Origin of the sequence: Kitasatospora sp. NPDC101157 (assembly GCF_044768255.1) — a bacterium.
Lineage (GTDB): Bacteria > Actinomycetota > Actinomycetes > Streptomycetales > Streptomycetaceae > Kitasatospora.
In genome coordinates this window covers 486,875-504,835 of record NZ_JBIWPL010000005.1, presented here as the reverse complement: position 1 = coordinate 504,835, position 17,961 = coordinate 486,875, and the positions used below count along the sequence as shown (strand labels likewise).

Sequence of the window (17,961 nt, the reverse complement as noted above, 5' to 3'; positions counted from 1 at the left end):
TTCAGACCGCCGCCGCGAGCTCCTTGCCCATGCAGATGCTCTGCGGGTGGTCCTTGTAGATGCCGAACTTGCGGATCGCCTCGTAGCCCTCGGAGCCGTACAGCGCGATCGCCTCGGGCTGCTCGGTGCCGGTCTCCAGGATGAAGCGGGTGCGCCCGGCCTCGACGGCGGTCTCCTCCAGCCGGCGCAGCATCGCCCGGGCCAGGCCCCGCCCGCGGGCGTCCGGTATCACGAACATCCGCTTCAGCTCGGCGTCCCCGTCGCGCAGCCCGTCCGGGCCGGCCTGCTTGGCCCGCCAGCCGCCGCAGGCGACCGGGCGGCCGTCCAGGTACGCGATCATGAACAGACCGGCCGGCACCTCGAAGTCCTCGGGGTGCATCACCGTCTCGTCCGGGTCCCCGTAGCGGCGGACGTACTCCTGCTGCACCTCCGCCGACAGGGCCTGTGCGTCGGGGTGGGCGTACCCGGTGATGCGGAACTCGACGGCGCCGGTGACCTCGGTGGCGGTGACCACGGTGCCGGTGACCTCGGTGGCGGTGACCACGGTGCCGGTGACCTCGGTGGCGGTGCTCTCCATGGTGGAAGAGCCTACGGCTTCGGCTCAGCGGCCCTCGAACCGGGCCAGCAGCTCGGTCCTGCCGAACATCGCGGCGGCGTCGACGGCGGACGGGACGCCGGCCCTGGGGTCGGCGCCGCCGGCCAGCAGGGCGTCGACGACCTCCGCCCCGCCCTTGAAGACGGCCCCGGCCAGCGGGGTCTGACCCTTGTCGTTGGCGCGGTTCGGGTCGGCACCGCGCTGGAGCAGGGCTTCGACGGTGGCCGCGTGGCCGTGGTAGGCGGCGAGCATGACCAGGGTGTCGCCGCTGCCGTTGGTGAGGTCCGCGGAGACGCCCGCGTCGACGGCGGTGGTCAGGGTGGCGGTGTCGCCGGCCCGGGCGGCGTCGAACAGCTTCCCGGCGAGCGCGATCACCTCGGCGTCGGGGGCATCGGTCATGGCGGACTGCCTTTCCAGGGGTCTGGCGGGGTTCGTGCGTACCGCACCGTAGCGGTCGGCGGCGGACCGGGCCACCCGGCGTCCGGATTCCGGATCACGGCCGCGCCGGCCCGGAACCCGGTACGACGGACGGCCGAACGGATCGCGCGGCCGTTCGAGCGAACTTCCGGGACCCCCCGGAAACTTCCCACCCGCCGGCCGGGAATGCGTCGGCACCGATTCCTCGTGACATCCGCGCGACAACCGCCCCCACCCGGGCCGGTTCGCATGCCGCCGTCCGGCTTCCCGGCGGAACCACACGGCGAAACCACCCATTTGCGCCGTTCCATCATCTATTACTTTTTGTCACGATAAGTGCACTTTACGTAACACTGTCCCCGTCCCCCTCCCCGAGGAGCAGAAGTGATCCTCTCGATTTCCGGCATCGTCCTGTTCGGCACCATCGCCTTCCTGTTCTTCCGCAGGGACGGACTAAAGGTCTCCCACGCCATCGTCTGCGCCCTCTTCGGCTTCTACGTCGCCGGTTCCTCGATCGCCCCGAGCATCACCGCGGGCGGCGCCAGCCTGGCGAGCCTGCTCGGCGGCATCCGGTTCTAGGCGCGCCGCCACTCCCCCACCGGCCCGGGCGCGGATCCCACCGCCCCGGGCCCCGTCGTACCACGAGCAGTCCCCCCTCACCCCAGCCCGTCCCACCCGTCCCACTCGACCGGGGAGTCACGGAATGCCGCTCCACCGCCACCTCGTCAAGGGCCGCGAGTTCGCCCGCACCGCCGGGGACCACGCCACCGACATGTTCGCCCCGCTCGCCGTGATCGGCCGCGGGCTGCGCCACCACGCCGGCTGGGCCAAGGACCGCTGGCAGGCCACCCCGAAGGAACGCCGCGGCCCGACGCTGTTCCTGTCCGCCGCGATGCTGATCGGGATCTACCTGCTGCCGCACGGCCTGCTGTTCGCACTGATCGCCCTGATGGCCAGCGCCGCCTGGGCCGGCCGGGCCCCCAAGGCGGCCCCCGCCCCGCCCGCGCCCGACGTGGCCGACATCAAGCTCGGCGCCCTCTACTCGGCCCTCACCCCGTACCTGTGCGGGCCCGAGGACGCCAACCCGCTGTACCACTTCGAGGGCTCCTACAAGAAGGCCTTCGGCTCGTGGGAGTTCGACGCCGAGGGCCGGCTGTCCCGGCTGGAGCTGAGCTACCCCGCCTACTTCACCGACACCGAGCCCGCCGCCCGGGCCCGGATCGAGCAGGTCGTCCAGGGCAAGGCCGGGCGGGCCCGGGAGTACCGCTTCGACTGGGACGAGGAGTCCAACCGGCTGCGGATCACCGCGCTCGCCCCGCTGCCCACCGACGTCGTCGCCCAGCGCTTCGTGGCCGCCCCCGGCGAGATCGTGCTCGGCTTCACCGACGAGGACGGGACCGCCCGCACCATCCCGGTCGCCCAGGGCGGCGTCGTCACCCAGCAGCCCCCGGTGGTCTGGCGCACCGGCCCGCGCTCCTCCGAGCCCCACCTGCTCGCCCTCGGCGTCGCCGGCTACGGCACCTCCAGCCTGATCCGCTCGATCGCGCTCCAGGCCCTGCCGTACGGCGACCTGGTGGTGATCGACGGCGCCGGCACCGGGGAGCACGCCTGCCTGGTCAACCGGCCCGGCGTGCACACCGTGGAGACCAGCCTGCACGGCGCGCTGGCCGCGCTGAACTGGGCGGCCCAGGAGACCGAGCGCCGGCTCGCCGCGCTGAACGCCTCCCGGCACACCGGCGCCAGCCTGCCCGAGGACGTCACCCGGCCGCTGTGGCTGCTGCTGGACCACCCGACCGAGCTGGGCGAACTCGCCCGCGCCGAGGGCCGCCCCGACCCGCAGGACCTGCTGGAGCTCCCGCTGCGGCACGGCCGGGCCGCCCGGGTCACCGTGGTGATCGCCGACGACGTCGAGGCCCGGGACCGGATCACCCCGACCGTCCTCGCCACCACCCGGGCCCGGGTACTGCTCGGCCCGGCCGGCTCCGAGGAGGGCCGGGCCGCGCTCGGCGCCCCGCTGGACATCGTGCCCGCCGCGCACGCCCCGGTCGGCCGCGGCTACGCCCGGATCGGCAACGGTGCCCCCGTCCGGCTCCAGGTGCCGGCCACCGTCGACCCGCTCGACGACGAGGCCCCGGCCCAGCTGCGGGACGCCGTGATCGCCCTGCTGCCGCACCGCGACAGCAGGACCGAGGCGGCCCCCGCCGCGCCGCCCCGCCCGGACCGCCCGCCGGTGGTCCGGGCGGACGGCACCGCGCCGTCGCACCACCAGGTCGACCTCGGCAAGGCCGAGCCGATGATCCGTTCCCGACCGATCTCCTGATCCCGCGGGAAGCGGGGTCGGCGGGCGGCGCCGAACGGCCGCCCGGTACGCTCGTCACAGAAAGTCCCCACGATCACCAGATGTGAAATAGGTGACACCCGGGGTGATATCCCCGGCCAGATGTGACAAATCGGGCGCTGGTGGGTACAAACAGGGGCGGCACGACAGACGACGCATGTCCCGGGACGGGAATCTTCGTCGGAAGCCGAGCGTTGACCGAACGACGAAGAACAGCGACCACTAGTCCTGTGGGCCATAAGCCCGGGAGGCACGATTCATGAGCGAGCGAGCTCTCCGCGGCACGCGACTCGGGGCCACTAGCTACGAGACCGACCGTGGTATCGATCTGGCTCCCCGCCAGACCGTCGAGTACGCATGTCAGAACGGACACCGATTCGAGGTTCCTTTCTCGGTCGAAGCGGAGATCCCCCCGGTGTGGGAATGCCGCTTCTGTGGCCAGGAGGCGGCACTTCTCGACGGTGACGAGCCGGAGGAGAAGAAGGTCAAGCCCACGCGCACCCATTGGGACATGCTGATGGAGCGCCGGACGCGCGAGGAGCTGGAGGAGGTGCTGGCCGAGCGGCTGGCCGTGCTCCGCTCCGGTGGGATGAACCTCGCGGTGCACCCGCGGGACACCCGCAAGAGCGCCTGACAACACCTCGCTCCCGCCGCGTGCGGGAGGACGCGAAAAGGGACCCTGGTCACCAGGGTCCCTTTCGCGTTGTCAGCCGTTGATCGGCGGGCGGTAGGTGGTGTCCGGGCCCTGCGGGCCGCGCGGGCCGGTCTCCGGGTCGACCACCTCGCCCTGGATCACCTTCCCGTCCGGGCGGTGGATGCGCAGCTGCTCCTGCAGCCGCACCGCGTCCGCGAAGGGGGCGGCGCCCACCGGCGAGGTGCTGCGGATCGCCTTGTCCGCGACCTTGCGGCCGACGGCCCGCCACAGCGCCCGGGTCGGCGGGAACAGCAGGGTCAGGGCGACCAGGTCGGACAGGAAGCCGGGGACGATCAGCAGCAGCCCGGCCAGGACGGTCATGGTGGTGCCGGTCTGCGGTTGCTCGGACCGGGGGTCCTTGCTCTGCTCGATCGCCGCCGACAGCGCCTTCAGTCCGGCCCGCTTGATCAGCGAGCCACCGATCACCCCGCCGGCGATGAGCAGCAGCAGGACGGCGAAACCGCCCAGCCACGAGCCCACCAGGACCAGCAGCCAGATCTCCAGCACCAGCCAGGCGGTGATCAGCAGCGGCAGCACCCGGCGGAGCCTGCTGCGCGGGACCGGACGGGTGGGCGTAGCTTGCTGGGTCACGGTACGAATCCACTCCAAGCGGTGCTCTGCGCGCCGCACGGGAGGTCCGGGCCGGCTACGGCACCACCTGGTTCAACGATCCCCCGGCGGCCGGTGTTCCGACCGCCGGCTTCCGGCGACGGCCGACCAGGAGGGCGGCACCGCAGGCCAGCAGGCCGCCGATGGCCAGCGTCCACTCCGGGAGGGCGCCGACCCGGTCGGCCACCGTGGTGCCGTCGCGCAGCGGGACGGTGGCGGACAGCTCGGCCGGGGTCAGCTCCGCGGTGCGCTGCTCGACGGTGCCGTCCGGGGCGATCACCGCGCTGATGCCGCTGGTGGCGGCGATCAGGACGGCCCGGCCGTGCTCGACCGCGCGCAGCCGGCTCATCGCGAGCTGCTGCTCGGGCTGGCCGGTCTTGGCGTAGGTCGCGTTGTTGGTCTGGACCACCAGGACGCGGGCGCCGCTGTCCACGGTGTCGCGGACGATCTCGTCGTAGGCCACCTCGAAGCAGATCACGTCGCCGATCTTCGCCGGGCCGAGCTGCATCACGCCGTTGTGGTCGCCGGGGTAGAAGTCCCGGGCGACCCGCTGGAGGCGGGTGATCACCTTCATCAGCTCGGCACGGAACGGCACGTACTCGCCGAACGGGACGGGGTGCTGCTTGGTGTAGGAGGCGCCCGGGCCGGTGACCGGGTCCCAGACGATGCCCTCGTTCTGGACGTGCTGGGCGTCCGGGCCGTCCACCAGGGTGCCGACCAGGGTGGGCACGCCGACGGCCTTGACCGCCTCGTCGATGCGCTGCCGGGCCAGCGGGTCGCTGAACGGGTCGAGGTCGGAGGAGTTCTCCGGCCAGATCACCACGTCGGGGCGCGGCCGCTTGCCGGCCTGGATGTCGGCGGCGAGGCGCTCGGTGGCCGAGGCGTGGTTGTTGAGGACCATCATCGGGCGGCCGAGGAAGTCCATGCCCGGGTTCGGCACGTTGCCCTGGACGATGGCGACCTTGACGGTGTCGTTCGCGGCGGTGGGCACCGGGACGAGGTAGCCGACCAGCAGGGCGGCCACCGCGCCGAGCACCGCCGGCGCGGCCGCCCGAAGGCCGGACCCACGGGCCCGGCCCGGCCCGCGCAGGCGCAGCGCCGCCCAGGCCAGCAGGGTGCCGGAGAGCGCGACGGCGAAGGTCACCAGGGGCGCGCCGCCGATCGCCGCGAGCGGCGTGTACGGGGTGGCGGTGTTGGCGAAGGCGAGGCGGCCCCAGGGGAAGCCGCCGAGCGGCAGCCGGTCGCGCGCCCACTCCTGGGTGACCCACAGGGCGGCGGCCCACAGCGGCCGGCCGGGCAGCCGGGAGGTGAGGGCCAGTGCGCCGCCGAGCAGGGCCAGGAACAGCGCCTCGATGACGGACAGACCGACCGTGGCGTCCCAGCCGACCACCCGCAGCCAGCTGAGCAGCATCAGGAAGAACGGGAAACCGAAGGCGAAGCCCGTCCAGGCGCCCTGGCGGAAGGTGCGGTCGCGGGTGAGCAGCGAGAGCGCGGCGACGCCGAGCAGCGACAGCGGCCACAGGTCGTACGGCGGGAAGGCGAGCGCGAGCAGCAGACCTGCCAGCGCGGCCAGGCCGGTGCGCGGCAGCCCGGCGCGGACCTTGGCGAGGGTGCGGGCGCCGCGACCGGCCTTCGGGGCCGGGTCCTGTGGCTCGGGAGCGGTCCCGGACCGCTCCTGGGTGACGGGAATGGCCACCGGCGCACCATCTTCCTGGGGCTTGCTGTTCGGACGCTGTGCGAAGAAGGTACCCCGGAACGTCGGGGAGGCGTGAGGTGAGGGTGGTAAGGAGGGGGCCGGGGGTCAGCGCTCGGCGTAGACGAAGCGCCCCAGCGGCCAGTGGTCGGTGAGCCAGGCGGAGACGGCGCGGTACAGCGGGGCGTCCAGCTCGGCGCGGTCGGCGCGGACCCAGGAGCTGACCGACACGACGGCCGGGTCCTCGCGGTCCGGGTAGATGTAGACGCAGCCGATCACCTCGGCGCCGTCCGGCTCCAGGACGGTGTAGGTGAAGCCCCGGCGGGCCTCGAAATCGGCGGCGTGGCGGCGCAGGTCGGCGAGGTTGCGCTCCGGGGGCATGCCGTCGGCGGGCGGCCAGCCGCGGCCGGACCAGCCGGGGGTGGCGCGGATGTGCGTGATACTGCCCGTCCAGGCGGCGTGGTCGGAGGCGTTGCGCTGCTCGCCCAGGGGCTCCAGGCGGAACTCCGGGGCGAGCAGCTCGCGCGGGACGGTGAAGTCGGCGGGTACCAGTTCGGTCATGGTGAGCAACCTACGAGGCGCCGACCGGCCCGCTCATCCGGTTTATCGCTGGTGCACGGTGCGGCCGCGGACCACCGTGCGCAGGCAGACCGGCAGTTCGCGGCCCGGGGTGAGGTCCGGCAGGCCGGGGGTGCCGGAGCGCGGGTCGGTGGACCAGCCGGCCACCCGGGAGTCGGGGGCCTGGACGACCAGTTCGTCGGCGGCCCAGATCGCGTAGTTGGCGACCGCGCCGGGGACCAGCACGCCGTCCTGGTCGCGGCCGATCGCCCGCCAGCCGCCGCGGGTGTGGGCGGTGAAGGCGGCGCGGACGGAGATCCGGTGCTCCAGGGTCCGGTGGAAGGCGGCGGCGCGGACGGTGCCCCAGGGGTCGAGCGGGGTGACCGGGGCGTCCGAGCCGAAGGCCAGCGGGACGCCGGCCCGCAGCAGAGCCGCGTACGGGTTGAGGCCGGCGGCCCGCTCGGCGCCCAGGCGCTGGACGTACATGCCCTCCGGGCCGCCCCAGGCGGCGTCGAAGGCGGGCTGGACGGAGGCCGTGAGGCCGAGCTCGGCGAAGGCGGCGATGGCCTTGTCGTCGAGCGCCTCGGCGTGCTCGACCCGGTGGCGCAGCGCCCTGACCCGGTCGGCTCCCACCCGCTCGCCGGCGGCCCGCACGCCCTCGATCACGGCGGCCACGGCGGCGTCGCCGATGGCGTGGAAGCCGGCCTGCAGGCCGGCCCCGGTGCAGTCGGCGACGTGGTCGGCGACCTGCTCGGCGGTCAGGTAGGCGGTGCCGGTGTGCTCGGCGTCGGTGTAGGGGGCGTGCAGGCAGGCCGTGCGCGAGCCGAGCGCGCCGTCCACGAAGAGGTCGCCGCCGGCGCCCACCGCACCGAGCCTGCGGGCGGTCTCGATGCCGCCCAACTCGCCCCAGTAGCCGAAGACTTCCGGTCCGTCACCTTCGGCGGCCAGGGCCAGCAGGGCGGTCAGGTCCGCCTCGGAGGAGATCTCCGGACCGGCGCACTCGTGCAGCGCGCCGATGCCGAGTTCGGCGGCGCGGGTCAGGGTGGCGCGCTGGGCCTGCCGGCGCTGCTCGGGGGTGAGGTGGGCGAGGGCGGTCCGCCGGACGGCGTGGTGGGCGTCCTTGGTGAGCGGGCCCTCGGCGTCGTGGCCGGGGCGCCCGGCCAGGCCCTCGGTGAGGGTGCGCAGCGCGGTGGTGGCGAGCGCGGAGTGCACATCGGTGCGGGAGAGGTAGAGGGCGGCGCCGCGGGCGGCCTCGTCGAGTTCGGCGAGCGTGGGCGGGCGGCCCTCGGGCCAGCCGGTCTCGTCCCAGCCGTGGCCGATCAGCACCCCGCCGGGCTCCTCCCCCTCGACGAAGGCGGTGACGGCGGCCAGGGCGGCGGCCAGCGAGGGACTGCCGGTGAGGTCGAGACCGGTGAGCGCCAGGCCCGTGGCGGTGGCGTGCACGTGGGCGTCGACGAAGGCGGGGGTGACCAGCGCGCCGTCCAGCTCGACGATCTCGTCGGCGGTGCCGGTGTACGCCTCGGCGGCGCCGTCGCTGCCGACCCAGGCGATGTGCCCGCCCTCCACGAGCATCGCGGTGGCGAAGGGGTCGGCGGGGCTGTAGACGGCGCCGCCGCGCAGCAGGACGGTCCGGGAGGTGCGTTCGGTCATGCCGCTAAGTCTGCACCCCTCCCGTTCCTGGTCAGAGCTTCGGGGGTCGCGCCTCGTAGGGAGTGGAGAGGACGACGGTGGTGCGGGTGGACACTCCGGCGGCGCTGCGGATGCGGGCGAGCAGGTCCTCCAGGTCGCCGGGGGCTCCGACCCGCACCTTGAGGATGTAGTTCTCGTCACCGGCGACGCTGTGACAGGCCTCGATCTCGGGCAGGCCGGCCAGCCTGTCCGGGGTGTCGTCGGGGGCACTGGGGTCGAAGGGCTTGACCGAGATGAACGCGGTCAGCGCCAGGTCGACGGCGTCGGGGTCGATGATCGCGGTGTAGCCGCGGATCACCCCGCGCTGTTCGAGGCGGCGCACCCGCTGGTGCACCGCCGAGGTGGACAGGCCGGTGGCCTTGCCCAGGTCCGTGTAGCTCATCCGGCCGTCCTCCAGGAGCAGCTGGACGATGCGTTGGTCGAGATCCTCCACAGTGCGCAAACCTACCGGGTCGGGGGCACGGGGGGCGCACGGTGGTGGCACACAGTCGGATTGCAGGTGTCACGCGGGCAATTGCCGGGTGAATGTGGCGGGGGGTGTGGCCAAGGACACACCCGGTGCATCGCGGTGCACAACTCCGCAGGATTATGAGCCCGGGCGGCAGGGAAGTGCTGGTTGTGGCCCTGAGCGACCACGCCGGGCCCGATCCTAGGGGGATCCTCATGCCTGCTACTGACCAGCGCGTGCTGGCCGCCGACGAGACCGACGATATGACCGGCCGCGACGACCTCGGGGTCGATCACGCGGTCGATCACGCGCCGGGTACCGACCCCGGCGAGGCCGAGAACTGGGACATCTTCCGGGTCCACTGCCCGGAGTGCCGTCGCCCGATCGCCCTGGTGGCGGACGAGGAGCGGCTGCCGCAGCACGCGCTGCTGCCCACCTCCTGGAACCCCTTCGCCCCCGCCGTCTGCCCCGGTTCGGGCGCGCCGACCGACGACCTGGCCGAGGTGGAGACCCCCGAGGACGCCGAACCGTCCGGCTTCGACGCGCTGTTCAAGCTGCCGAGCGGGCTCGACTGGCGCACCCAGCCGTTCTCGCACGCGCTGGTGCACCGCCCGGTGCGCAGCGCGGCCGCCGCCACCACCGTCGCCGTCCAGGCCAAGGCCGTGCGGACCGCCCCCGCGGCCGCGCCGCTGGCCACCATCCCGGAGCAGCGCCGGCGCCTGGCGCGCCGCTGACTCCCGTTCTCCGCAAGCCGGTTGACGCTACGTGGAACCGCCTTCGGCCGTCACTCCGCACCCTGGAGTGACGGCCGGAGGCCGCATCGGGGAAGGGCTCAGCCCTGCGTGAGGTGGCGGCCGATCACCAGGCGCTGGATCTGGTTGGTGCCCTCGACGATCTGCAGCACCTTGGCCTCGCGCATGTACCGCTCGGCCGGGAAGTCCTGGGTGTAGCCGTAGCCGCCGAGCACCTGGACGGCGTCGGTGGTCACCCGCATCACCGTGTCGGTGCAGAACAGCTTGGCCATCGCCGCCTCCTTGGAGAACGGCCGGCCCGCGTCCCGCAGCCGCGCGGCGGCGAGGTAGAGCGAGCGCCCGGCCTCGATCTGGGTGGCCATGTCGGCGAGCATGAAGGACAGGCCCTGGAACTCGGCGATCGGGCGGCCGAACTGGCGCCGGGTGCGCGCGTAGTCGACCGCGAGGTCGAGCGCGGCCTGGGCGACGCCTATCGCGCAGGCGGCGATGCCGAGGCGGCCGGAGTCCAGCGCGGCCAGCGCGATCTGGAAGCCCTGGCCCTCCTCACCGATCAGCCGCTCGCGGGCGACCCGGGCGCCGTCGAAGTGCAGCTGGGCGGTCGGCGAGGACCGCATGCCCATCTTGTGCTCCGGCGGCGCGGCCGACAGGCCCTGCTGGGTACCGGGGACGAGCAGGCAGCTGATGCCCTTGGCGCCCTCGGCGCCGGTGCGCACCAGGGCGCTGTAGAAGTCGGCCTGGCCTCCGTGGGTGATCCACGCCTTGGTGCCGTTGACGACGTACTCCTCGCCGTCCAGGTCGGCGCGGGTGCGCAGGGCGGCCGCGTCCGAGCCGGACTGCGGCTCGGAGAGGCAGTAGGCGCCGAGCTGCTCGCCGGAGAGCATGCCGGGCAGCCACTTCTCGCGCTGCTCCTCGCTGCCGAAGGTGGCCAGCGCGTGGCAGGACAGGGTGTGCACACTGACGCCGAGGCCCACGGCCAGCCAGCCGGACGCGAGCTCCTCCAGGACCTGGAGGTACACCTCGTAGGGCTGCTCGCCGCCGCCGTACTTCTCGTCGTACGGCAGGGACAGCAAACCGGCCTCGCCGAGGGTGCGGAAGGTTTCCCGGGGGAAGCGGCCGGCGGCCTCGTCCTCCGCCGCGCGCGGCTGGAGCTCGCGCTGGACCAGGTCCCGGGTGAGGCTCAGCAGTTCGCGGGCCTCCTCGCTGGGCAGCTGGCGCTCCACGGCTTTCACGGGGGAGGGGGTCATGGCGGGGGTCGCCTCCTCGATCGGGCGCCGGCCCGGGGTGGCGGGTCCGGCGCGGGTGTGGCAGGTCGGCCCGACCGGCACCGGGTTGCGGTGAACGGCCGTTCACAGGCGTGGCGAAGGCGAGTATGCCCGAAAGCCGCGCCGCCGTCACGACCAGCACAGATGAACTGTCCGCAGTGGTGGGCTACGGCACCGTAGGGTTGACGTTGTGGCTGTATCCGGAACCGTTCCCACCCGTCGCCCGTCCGCTCCCGGACCGGACGGGCTCCACGCGCTCGACGCGCTCGACGTGCTCGCCGCCGAGCTGCGCGCACTGCCGCCGTCCTGCGGGCCGGTGCGGCTGGTCGCGGTGGACGGGCACGCCGGCTCCGGCAAGACGACCTTCGCCGGGCGGCTGGCGGCGGCACTCGGCGGGGCGCCGGTGGTGCACCTGGACGACCTGGCCACCCACACCGAGCTCTTCGAATGGACCGGGCGGCTGCGGGAGCAGGTGCTGGAGCCGCTGGCGGCCGGCCGGGACGCCGAACACCGGGTCTACGACTGGACGCTGAGCCGTTTCGAGGGCACCGCGCCGGTGCCGCTCGCCCCGGTGGTGCTGGTGGAGGGCGTCGGCGCGGGGCGCCGGGAGGTGCGGCCGTGGCTGGCCCGGGTGATCTGGATGGAGCTGGAGGCCGCTGCGGCCCGGCGGCGCGGCGAGGAACGGGACGGGCCGGAACTCGCCGGGTTCTGGGCCCGCTGGGCCCGCGCGGAGGCGGCGCACTTCGCCGCCGACCCGAGCCGGCCGTTCGCGGCGACGCGGGTCGACGGAGTGACCGGGCGGATCCTGCCGGGCACCGTCGGTGAAACTTCAACTAGCCCCTTGACCTGCGACATCACCAGGATTTAGGTTCTCCTCAGCCGCCGGAACCCACCGTTCCGGCGCCTCGGACCCGGCGTCCCCGGCTTGTTCCCCCGTGAGCCGGGGGCGCCGTCCGGTCCGCTCCCCCACCCCTGCCGGTCAGCGGTTTTTCGGCCATTCGCCTGCTCAACCACCGTACGCACAATCGCATTTGACCCTGCACGGCACCCTTCCGGATCAGCCCCGCGCCGGTACGATTCCGGTAGGCGCACATGCGCCCCGGGGGCTTCCGACCACCGGCCCTGCGCGCTGCGATCCGCCGGCCGGGCCCCGGGCCACACCGCGGGGGGCGTGAGTGACGACGGTGGACAGTTCCGACAGCACGGCGGGCCGCCCGGACCGGCTCGCCGACCGGGCCTGGCTGCGTGCCATGGACGCCTACACGGCGGGCGCCTACACCCGGGCCGAGGAGGAGTTCCGGGCGGCCGTCCGGCTGGACCCGGGCATGGCCGACGCCTGGCTCGGGCTGCACGCGCTGCGCAGCGACACCTCGGCGGCCCTGCTGGCCATGTACCGCAACCAGAAGCGCTTCGGCGAACAGCGGCGGCTTCACCGGCGCCCGCTCAGCTCCTGGTACTGGCTGGGCTGGTGGGTGCAGCCTGTACTGGAGGACGCCCGCGACCTCGCGCTGGCGCACGCCTCGCACTGGCTGGACGGCCGCCACCTGGCCGAGCTCGACCGGGCGCTGGAGCAGTGCCCGGCGCCCAGCGAGGACCCGTCCGCCCAGTTCCTGTACGCCTGCCGGTCCTACCTGCTCAAGGACTGGGAGCAGTTGATCCGGGACACCGACCGGCTCCTGGACGACCCGCTGCTGGGCATCGAGGCCGGACTGTTCGCCGGCATGGCCCGGGTGCGGCTGGACATGTGCGCCCAGGCGCAGGGCCCGTTGGCCGCCTCGCTGGCGCGCTGCCGCTCCGAGCAGCCCCAGCGCAAGGAACTGCGGTACTGGCTGGCCCGGGCGTACGAGGGGGCCGGGCGCAGCGCCGCGGCGCTGCCGCTGTACCGGGCGGTGCACCGGGCGGATCCGGCGTTCATGGACACCTCGGCCCGGCTGGCGGCGATCTCGGCGGAGGACGCGCTCGCGGACGGACTGCTGGCGGGCGGGCGCCCGGGCGGGCCGGAGGCGCTGGGGCCGGACCTCACGGGGCCGGACGTGGTGGGACTGGACGGCGGAGGGCTGGACGGCGCCGGGTCGAGCGGCGCCGGGTCGAGCGGCGAGCAGGGGTACCAGGACGACACCGGCTACGCCGAGGGGCCGCTCTACGACACCGAGTTCGGCACCGGGACCGCCCCCGTCGGCGGCGGGGCCTCGGTGGACGCCACCCTGGTCGACGGCCCGCTCACCGGGCCCGGACCGGACGCCGCGGCCCCGGTGGACGGCGCGCCGCAGGCCGCCGGCGAGCGCTCCGGCTCGGGCGTCCCGGTCGTGCCCGCAGCCGCCCTGCCGCTGCCGGTGCGCGGGGCGGCGCAGCCCCGCACCGCTCCCCCGCCGGCACCGCGACCCGCGGGCGACGAACGGGAGTTGGACGCGGCGCTGGCTGAGCTCTCGCTGATGGTGGGCCTGGAGCCGGTCAAGCGCCAAGTGCGGGCGCTGTCCGCCCAGTTGAAAATGTCGGGACTGCGCGCCGAGCAGGGGCTGCCGGTCCAGCCGCCGAAGCGGCACTTCGTCTTCTCCGGCCCCTCCGGCACCGGCAAGACCACCGTGGCGCGGATCCTCGGCCGGGTCTTCCACGCCCTCGGCCTGCTCTCCGGCGACCACCTGGTGGAAGCCCAACGAGCCGATCTGGTGGGCGAGTTCCTCGGCCAGACCGCGGTCAAGGCGAACGAGCTGATCGACTCCGCGCTGGACGGCGTGCTGTTCATCGACGAGGCGTACAGCCTCTCCAACTCCGGCTACACCAAGGGCGACGCCTACGGCGACGAGGCGCTCCAGGTGCTGCTGAAGCGGGCCGAGGACAACCGGGACCGGCTGGTGGTGATCCTGGCCGGCTATCCCGAGGGGATGAACCGGCTGCTCGCCACCAACCCGGGCCTCAACTCCCGCTTCACCACCAGGGTCGACTTCCCCAGCTACCGGCCGAACGAGCTGACCGCGATCGGCGCGGCGCTGGCCGGCCGGGACGGCGACGGCTGGGACGAGGACGCGGCCGAGGAACTGGCCAGCATCTGCACCCACGTGGTGCGCGAGGGCTGGATCGACGAGCTGGGCAACGGCCGGTTCATCCGCACCCTGTACGAGAAGTCCTGCGCCTACCGGGACCTGCGGCTGTCACTGCTGCGCGAGCCGCCGGGCCGGGAGGACCTGGCGACCCTGCGGCTGCCGGACGTGGTACAGGCGTACGGGGAGCTGATCGACGGCCGGGGCTGACGTCAACTCCCCCGCTCGCGTCACTCCTTGAGCAGCTCCGCCTCCCGCTCGGGGTCGAGCCCGACGGTCGGCCGGTCTTCCCGCTGGGGGGCGTCGCCGCCGATCGAGCGCAGCCAGGCCCAGGTGTCCTCGACCGTCTCGGCGACCGGACGGCAACGAAGCCCCGCGTCGACGGCGCGGGCGACCGAGCAACCGTGCACGGAGTCGTACAGCTCGCCCGGCGGCAGCCAGACCGGCAGCTCCGTCCACGGCTGCACCCCCGCCGCCACGATCCGCTCGGGGTCGGTCCAGCGCAGCTCGGCAGCCGAGCCGGTGGCCCGGACGCAGGCCTCCAGCAGCCCGCCCATGGTGGTGTGGCCGGCCGGGCTGACCACGTTGTACGGGCCGCCCAGCCGGGCCGCCACGGCGTCCAGGGTCCAGGCGGCGAGGTCGCGGCCGTCGATGTACTGCAGCGGCAGGTCGCGCGGGCCGGGGGCGAGCACCGGCCCGCCGCGGGCGATCCGGTTCAGCCACCAGGGCAGCCGGCCGATGTTCTCGTACGGGCCGAGGATCAGCCCGGCGCGGACCAGCAGGGCGCTCCCGCCGTACTCGTCCTCCAGGGCCAGTTCGGCACCGCGCTTGGCCTCGGCGTAGGGCACCTCGCCGGTGAGGTCCGGGGAGGCGGGCACCACGGGGGCCTCCTCGTCCGCCCCGGGGCGCAGCGGGTCGTCGTACACCGACCGGCTGGAGACGTACGCGTAGTGGCCGACCCGGCCGTTCAGCCGCCGGGCGCTGTCGCGCACCGCCGCCGGGGCCCAGGACCAGGTGTCCACCACCGCGTCCCACTCCCCCGTGCCGAGCACCGCGAGGCCGTCCTCGGCGGTGCGGTCGCCCAGCAGCACCCGCACGCCCTCGGGGGCGGGCTGCGTGCCGCGGTTGAGGGCCGTCACCTCCCAGCCCCTGGCGAGCGCCTCCTCGGCGACGGCCCGTCCGACGAACTTCGTTCCACCCAGCAGCAGCAGTCTCATGCCGGCCACCCTCCTCCGGGGGTGGCCGGCACGGGAACCGTTGCCTGCTGTGGGCAGAATCGCCGTCGGCGAAACGACGGCGAAACGACGGCGAACGTCAGCGCACGACCGCACACGACCGCGCACGACCGCGGACGTCAGCGCACGGCGCCGTGTGCCGGCGGACCGGGGTGTCAGACCGTCCGGTGGTCCGGGTCGTGCATCTCGCCGACCAGTTCCTCCAGGACGTCCTCCAGCATGACCGCGCCGATCGTGCGGCCGTCCTGGTCCAGCACGGAGGCCAGGTGGCAGGCGGCCCGGCGCATCGCGCCGAGGGCGTCGTCCAGCGGCAGGCTGCCGCGCAGCACCGTGATCGGCCGCCACAGCCGGGCCGGGACGGGCGCCGACCGGTCCTCCAGTTCGAGGATGTCCTTGAGGTGGACGTAGCCCAGGTAGCCGTGGCCGGCCGGGTCGCCGTCGGTGACCGGGAAGCGCGAGAAGCCGGTGCGCAGGGCGAGTTCCTCGACCTCGGCGGCTGTCACCTTCGGGTTGACGGTGACCAGTTGCTCGGGCGGCAGCAGCACGTCGGTGACCGGACGGCGACCCATCTCCAGGGCGTCCTCCAGGCGCTCCTGGCGGTCCTCGTCGAGCAGACCGGCGTCCCTGGAGTCGACCAGCAGGTACATCAGCTGCTCGGTGGTGAACACCGACTCGACCTCGTCCTTGGCCTCGACCCGGAAGAGCCTCAGCACGCCGTTGGCGAAGGCGTTGAGCAGCCGGATCACCGGGGCGAGCCAGCGGGCCAGCCGGTCCAGCGGCGGGCCGAGCCAGAGCGCGGCCCGCTCCGGGCCGGCCATGGCCATGTTCTTCGGCACCATCTCGCCCATCACCATGTGCAGGAACACCACGAGGGCGAGCGAGATCCCGTACGAGAGCGGGTGCATCAGGCCGGACGGGACACCGATCGCATGGAACGGGCCCTCCAACAGGGCGGCGATGGTGGGCTCGGCGAGCGCACCGAGACCCAGCGAGCAGACGGTGATGCCGAGTTGGGCGGCGGCCAGCATCGCGGAGACGTTGGACAGCGCGTGCAGCACGGTGCGCGCACGCTTGTGCCCGGCCTCGGCGAGCGGCTCGATCTGGCTGCGGCGCACCGAGACGACGGCGAACTCGGCGCCGACGAAGAAGGCGTTGCCGAGCAGGAGCAGCAGGGCGACGGCGAGTTGCAGGACGGTCATCGGACGTCCTCCCCGTCCGCGCCGAACAGGCCGGGCACGCTGGTGCGCTCCACCCGGACCTGGCTGGTGCGGTGCCGGTCGACGCCGGTGACGGTGAGCCGCCACCCGGGCAACTCGGCCTGCTCGCCCACCTCGGGGAGCTTGCCGAGCAGGTCGGCGACCAGGCCGGCCAGGGTCTCGTACGGGCCGTCCGGGGCGTTCAGGCCGATCGCCTCCAGCCGGTCGAGCCGGGCGCGGCCGTCCGCCACCCAGGCGGGCAGGCCGTCGACGGCCGGCAGCGGGAGCAGGTCGGGGTGGTCGTCCGGGTCGTGCTCGTCCTGCACCTCACCGACGATCTCCTCGACGATGTCCTCGACGGTGACGACGCCGGCCGTGCCGCCGTACTCGTCGACCACGATGGCCATCGGCTGGAGGCGGCGCAGCTGGTCGAGCAGCCGCTCGGCGGGCAGGGTCTCGGGCACCAGCAGCGGTGGCGAGGCCAGTTCGGCGACCCGCACCCGGCCGCGCCGGGCGGCCGGGACGGCGAGGGCGTCCTTGAGCGTCACGATGCCGGTGACCTCGTCCACGGTGTCGGCGTAGACCGGGAACCGGGACAGGCCGGTGGCCCGGGTCAGGTTGATGACGTCGGAGGCGGTGGCGTCGCGCTGGAGGGCGGAGACGTCGATCCGCGGGGTCATCACCGACTCCGCGGTGAGGTCGCCGAGGCCGAGGGTGCGGACGAACAGGGTCGCCGACTCCTCGTCTATCGCACCGGCCTTGGCCGAGTGCCGGGCCAGCGAGACCAGCTCGGCCGGGGTGCGGGCGTGCTCCAGCTCCTCCTGCGGCTCGACGCCGAAGGCCCGTACCGTGCGGTCGGCGGCGCCGTTCAGGAAGCTGATCAGCGGGCGGCAGACGAAGGAGAAGGCCATGTGCGGGGCGGCGACCGCGCGGGCCACCTGGAGCGGGCGGGAGATCGCCCAGTTCTTCGGGACCAGCTCGCCGATCACCATCTGGACGACGGTGGCCAGCACCATGCCGACCACCACGGCGACGCCGCGGGCGGCCGACTCGGGCACCCCGATGCCCGCCATCACGGGCTGGAGCAGGGTCGACAGGGCCGGTTCGGCGAGCATGCCGACCACCAGCGAGGTGACGGTGATGCCCAGCTGGGCGCCGGAGAGTTCGAAGGAGAGGTGCCGCAGGGCCCGGGAGACGCGGGCGGACTTGGCGTCCCCCGCTTCGGCGGACCGTTCCACCGCGCCGCGGTCGGCGGTCACGAAGGCGAACTCGGCAGCCACGAAGAGGCCGTTGGCGAGGATCAGGAGAACGGCTGCGAACAACAGCAGCCAGGCGGTGATCACAGTGCCGCCTGCCTTCCGGGGGTCGGAAGCGAGGCGGCCCAGGTACTACCGGACGGATCGTCCATCGAGGGGGTGTGTCACTCCTCAGGTCGCT

The 17,961-nt window shown here is 73.9% G+C and carries 17 protein-coding genes; 6 read left to right on the top strand and 11 right to left on the bottom strand.

All coding sequences use genetic code 11. From position 1 onward, the window contains the following. Nucleotide 1: 1 nt before the first annotated feature. Both ACIRVF_RS14845 and ACIRVF_RS14840 read right to left on the bottom strand, forming a co-directional pair. Nucleotides 2-577 (bottom strand): GNAT family N-acetyltransferase, encoded by a 576-nt coding sequence (locus ACIRVF_RS14845; protein ID WP_402816760.1) that lies wholly within the window; start codon nucleotides 575-577, stop codon nucleotides 2-4. A gap of 24 nt (nucleotides 578-601) precedes the next feature. Beyond that, complete coding sequence (locus ACIRVF_RS14840; protein ID WP_402816758.1) at nucleotides 602-994, bottom strand: ankyrin repeat domain-containing protein; 393 nt, start codon at nucleotides 992-994, stop codon at nucleotides 602-604. Between the two features lie 402 nt (nucleotides 995-1,396). On the opposite strand from ACIRVF_RS14840, the gene ACIRVF_RS14835 reads away from it, so the two are divergent. The 3 genes from ACIRVF_RS14835 (at nucleotide 1,397) to ACIRVF_RS14825 (ending at nucleotide 3,984) form a co-directional block, all read left to right on the top strand. Further along, nucleotides 1,397-1,591 (top strand): hypothetical protein, encoded by a 195-nt coding sequence (locus ACIRVF_RS14835; RefSeq protein WP_097238968.1) that lies wholly within the window; start codon nucleotides 1,397-1,399, stop codon nucleotides 1,589-1,591. A gap of 124 nt (nucleotides 1,592-1,715) precedes the next feature. Then, nucleotides 1,716-3,332, top strand: a complete 1,617-nt coding sequence (locus tag ACIRVF_RS14830) for a hypothetical protein (RefSeq protein ID WP_402816756.1) — start codon at nucleotides 1,716-1,718, stop codon at nucleotides 3,330-3,332. 277 nt (nucleotides 3,333-3,609) lie between these two features. Continuing rightward, nucleotides 3,610-3,984 (top strand): RNA polymerase-binding protein RbpA, encoded by a 375-nt coding sequence (locus tag ACIRVF_RS14825; RefSeq protein ID WP_030279777.1) that lies wholly within the window; start codon nucleotides 3,610-3,612, stop codon nucleotides 3,982-3,984. 72 nt (nucleotides 3,985-4,056) lie between these two features. Here the strand turns inward: ACIRVF_RS14825 and fxsA are convergent, their stop codons facing one another. The 5 genes from fxsA to ACIRVF_RS14800 all read right to left on the bottom strand — a co-directional run bounded on the left by fxsA (nucleotide 4,057) and on the right by ACIRVF_RS14800 (nucleotide 9,026). After that, entirely contained in the window at nucleotides 4,057-4,635 is a 579-nt protein-coding gene (gene fxsA / locus ACIRVF_RS14820) for an FxsA family membrane protein (RefSeq protein WP_402816754.1), read from the bottom strand. Between the two features lie 55 nt (nucleotides 4,636-4,690). Further along, nucleotides 4,691-6,343: an apolipoprotein N-acyltransferase gene (gene lnt, locus ACIRVF_RS14815; protein WP_402816859.1), complete on the bottom strand. Its 1,653-nt coding sequence runs from the start codon at nucleotides 6,341-6,343 to the stop codon at nucleotides 4,691-4,693. A 111-nt stretch (nucleotides 6,344-6,454) separates the two neighbouring features. Continuing rightward, nucleotides 6,455-6,907 (bottom strand): N-acetyltransferase, encoded by a 453-nt coding sequence (locus tag ACIRVF_RS14810; protein WP_402816752.1) that lies wholly within the window; start codon nucleotides 6,905-6,907, stop codon nucleotides 6,455-6,457. Between the two features lie 42 nt (nucleotides 6,908-6,949). Further along, on the bottom strand, nucleotides 6,950-8,554 hold the full coding sequence (locus tag ACIRVF_RS14805) for an amidohydrolase (RefSeq protein WP_402816750.1): 1,605 nt from the start codon (nucleotides 8,552-8,554) through the stop codon (nucleotides 6,950-6,952). A 31-nt stretch (nucleotides 8,555-8,585) separates the two neighbouring features. Then, complete coding sequence (locus tag ACIRVF_RS14800; RefSeq protein ID WP_030058365.1) at nucleotides 8,586-9,026, bottom strand: Lrp/AsnC family transcriptional regulator; 441 nt, start codon at nucleotides 9,024-9,026, stop codon at nucleotides 8,586-8,588. Between the two features lie 230 nt (nucleotides 9,027-9,256). Between ACIRVF_RS14800 and ACIRVF_RS14795 the strand changes: the two genes are divergently transcribed. Next, complete coding sequence (locus tag ACIRVF_RS14795; RefSeq protein WP_402816748.1) at nucleotides 9,257-9,775, top strand: hypothetical protein; 519 nt, start codon at nucleotides 9,257-9,259, stop codon at nucleotides 9,773-9,775. A 98-nt stretch (nucleotides 9,776-9,873) separates the two neighbouring features. Here the strand turns inward: ACIRVF_RS14795 and ACIRVF_RS14790 are convergent, their stop codons facing one another. Continuing rightward, a complete protein-coding gene (locus ACIRVF_RS14790; protein ID WP_402816746.1) occupies nucleotides 9,874-11,037 on the bottom strand; it encodes an acyl-CoA dehydrogenase family protein in 1,164 nt (387 codons plus the stop codon). 289 nt (nucleotides 11,038-11,326) lie between these two features. Between ACIRVF_RS14790 and ACIRVF_RS14785 the strand changes: the two genes are divergently transcribed. Together ACIRVF_RS14785 and ACIRVF_RS14780 are read left to right on the top strand one after the other, a co-directional pair. Then, on the top strand, nucleotides 11,327-11,923 hold the full coding sequence (locus ACIRVF_RS14785) for a uridine kinase (protein ID WP_402816857.1): 597 nt from the start codon (nucleotides 11,327-11,329) through the stop codon (nucleotides 11,921-11,923). A gap of 382 nt (nucleotides 11,924-12,305) precedes the next feature. Beyond that, nucleotides 12,306-14,303 (top strand): AAA family ATPase, encoded by a 1,998-nt coding sequence (locus ACIRVF_RS14780; RefSeq protein WP_402816855.1) that lies wholly within the window; start codon nucleotides 12,306-12,308, stop codon nucleotides 14,301-14,303. A 20-nt stretch (nucleotides 14,304-14,323) separates the two neighbouring features. Here ACIRVF_RS14780 and ACIRVF_RS14775 read toward each other — a convergent pair whose 3' ends face one another. The 3 genes from ACIRVF_RS14775 to ACIRVF_RS14765 all read right to left on the bottom strand — a co-directional run bounded on the left by ACIRVF_RS14775 (nucleotide 14,324) and on the right by ACIRVF_RS14765 (nucleotide 17,867). Then, complete coding sequence (locus ACIRVF_RS14775) at nucleotides 14,324-15,310, bottom strand: NAD-dependent epimerase/dehydratase family protein (RefSeq protein ID WP_402816744.1); 987 nt, start codon at nucleotides 15,308-15,310, stop codon at nucleotides 14,324-14,326. Nucleotides 15,311-15,483: 173 nt separating this feature from the next. Then, nucleotides 15,484-16,527, bottom strand: a complete 1,044-nt coding sequence (locus ACIRVF_RS14770; RefSeq protein WP_402816742.1) for a hemolysin family protein — start codon at nucleotides 16,525-16,527, stop codon at nucleotides 15,484-15,486. Beyond that, on the bottom strand, nucleotides 16,524-17,867 hold the full coding sequence (locus tag ACIRVF_RS14765; RefSeq protein ID WP_402816740.1) for a hemolysin family protein: 1,344 nt from the start codon (nucleotides 17,865-17,867) through the stop codon (nucleotides 16,524-16,526). Before ACIRVF_RS14765 ends, ACIRVF_RS14770 begins: the two co-directional genes overlap by 4 nt. Nucleotides 17,868-17,961: the final 94 nt, after the last annotated feature.

Bases quoted from the DNA above. Each gene is read 5' to 3' on its own strand.
- ACIRVF_RS14840 (WP_402816758.1), bottom strand. From the start codon at position 994: ATGACCGATGCCCCCGACGCCGAGGTGATCGCGCTCGCCGGGAAGCTG.
- ACIRVF_RS14790 (WP_402816746.1), bottom strand. From the start codon at position 11,037: ATGACCCCCTCCCCCGTGAAAGCCGTGGAGCGCCAGCTGCCCAGCGAG.
- ACIRVF_RS14795 (WP_402816748.1), top strand. From the start codon at position 9,257: ATGCCTGCTACTGACCAGCGCGTGCTGGCCGCCGACGAGACCGACGAT.
- ACIRVF_RS14770 (WP_402816742.1), bottom strand. From the start codon at position 16,527: ATGACCGTCCTGCAACTCGCCGTCGCCCTGCTGCTCCTGCTCGGCAAC.
- ACIRVF_RS14825 (WP_030279777.1), top strand. From the start codon at position 3,610: ATGAGCGAGCGAGCTCTCCGCGGCACGCGACTCGGGGCCACTAGCTAC.
- ACIRVF_RS14810 (WP_402816752.1), bottom strand. From the start codon at position 6,907: ATGACCGAACTGGTACCCGCCGACTTCACCGTCCCGCGCGAGCTGCTC.
- ACIRVF_RS14845 (WP_402816760.1), bottom strand. From the start codon at position 577: ATGGAGAGCACCGCCACCGAGGTCACCGGCACCGTGGTCACCGCCACC.
- ACIRVF_RS14805 (WP_402816750.1), bottom strand. From the start codon at position 8,554: ATGACCGAACGCACCTCCCGGACCGTCCTGCTGCGCGGCGGCGCCGTC.
- ACIRVF_RS14775 (WP_402816744.1), bottom strand. From the start codon at position 15,310: ATGAGACTGCTGCTGCTGGGTGGAACGAAGTTCGTCGGACGGGCCGTC.
- ACIRVF_RS14780 (WP_402816855.1), top strand. From the start codon at position 12,306: ATGGACGCCTACACGGCGGGCGCCTACACCCGGGCCGAGGAGGAGTTC.
- ACIRVF_RS14830 (WP_402816756.1), top strand. From the start codon at position 1,716: ATGCCGCTCCACCGCCACCTCGTCAAGGGCCGCGAGTTCGCCCGCACC.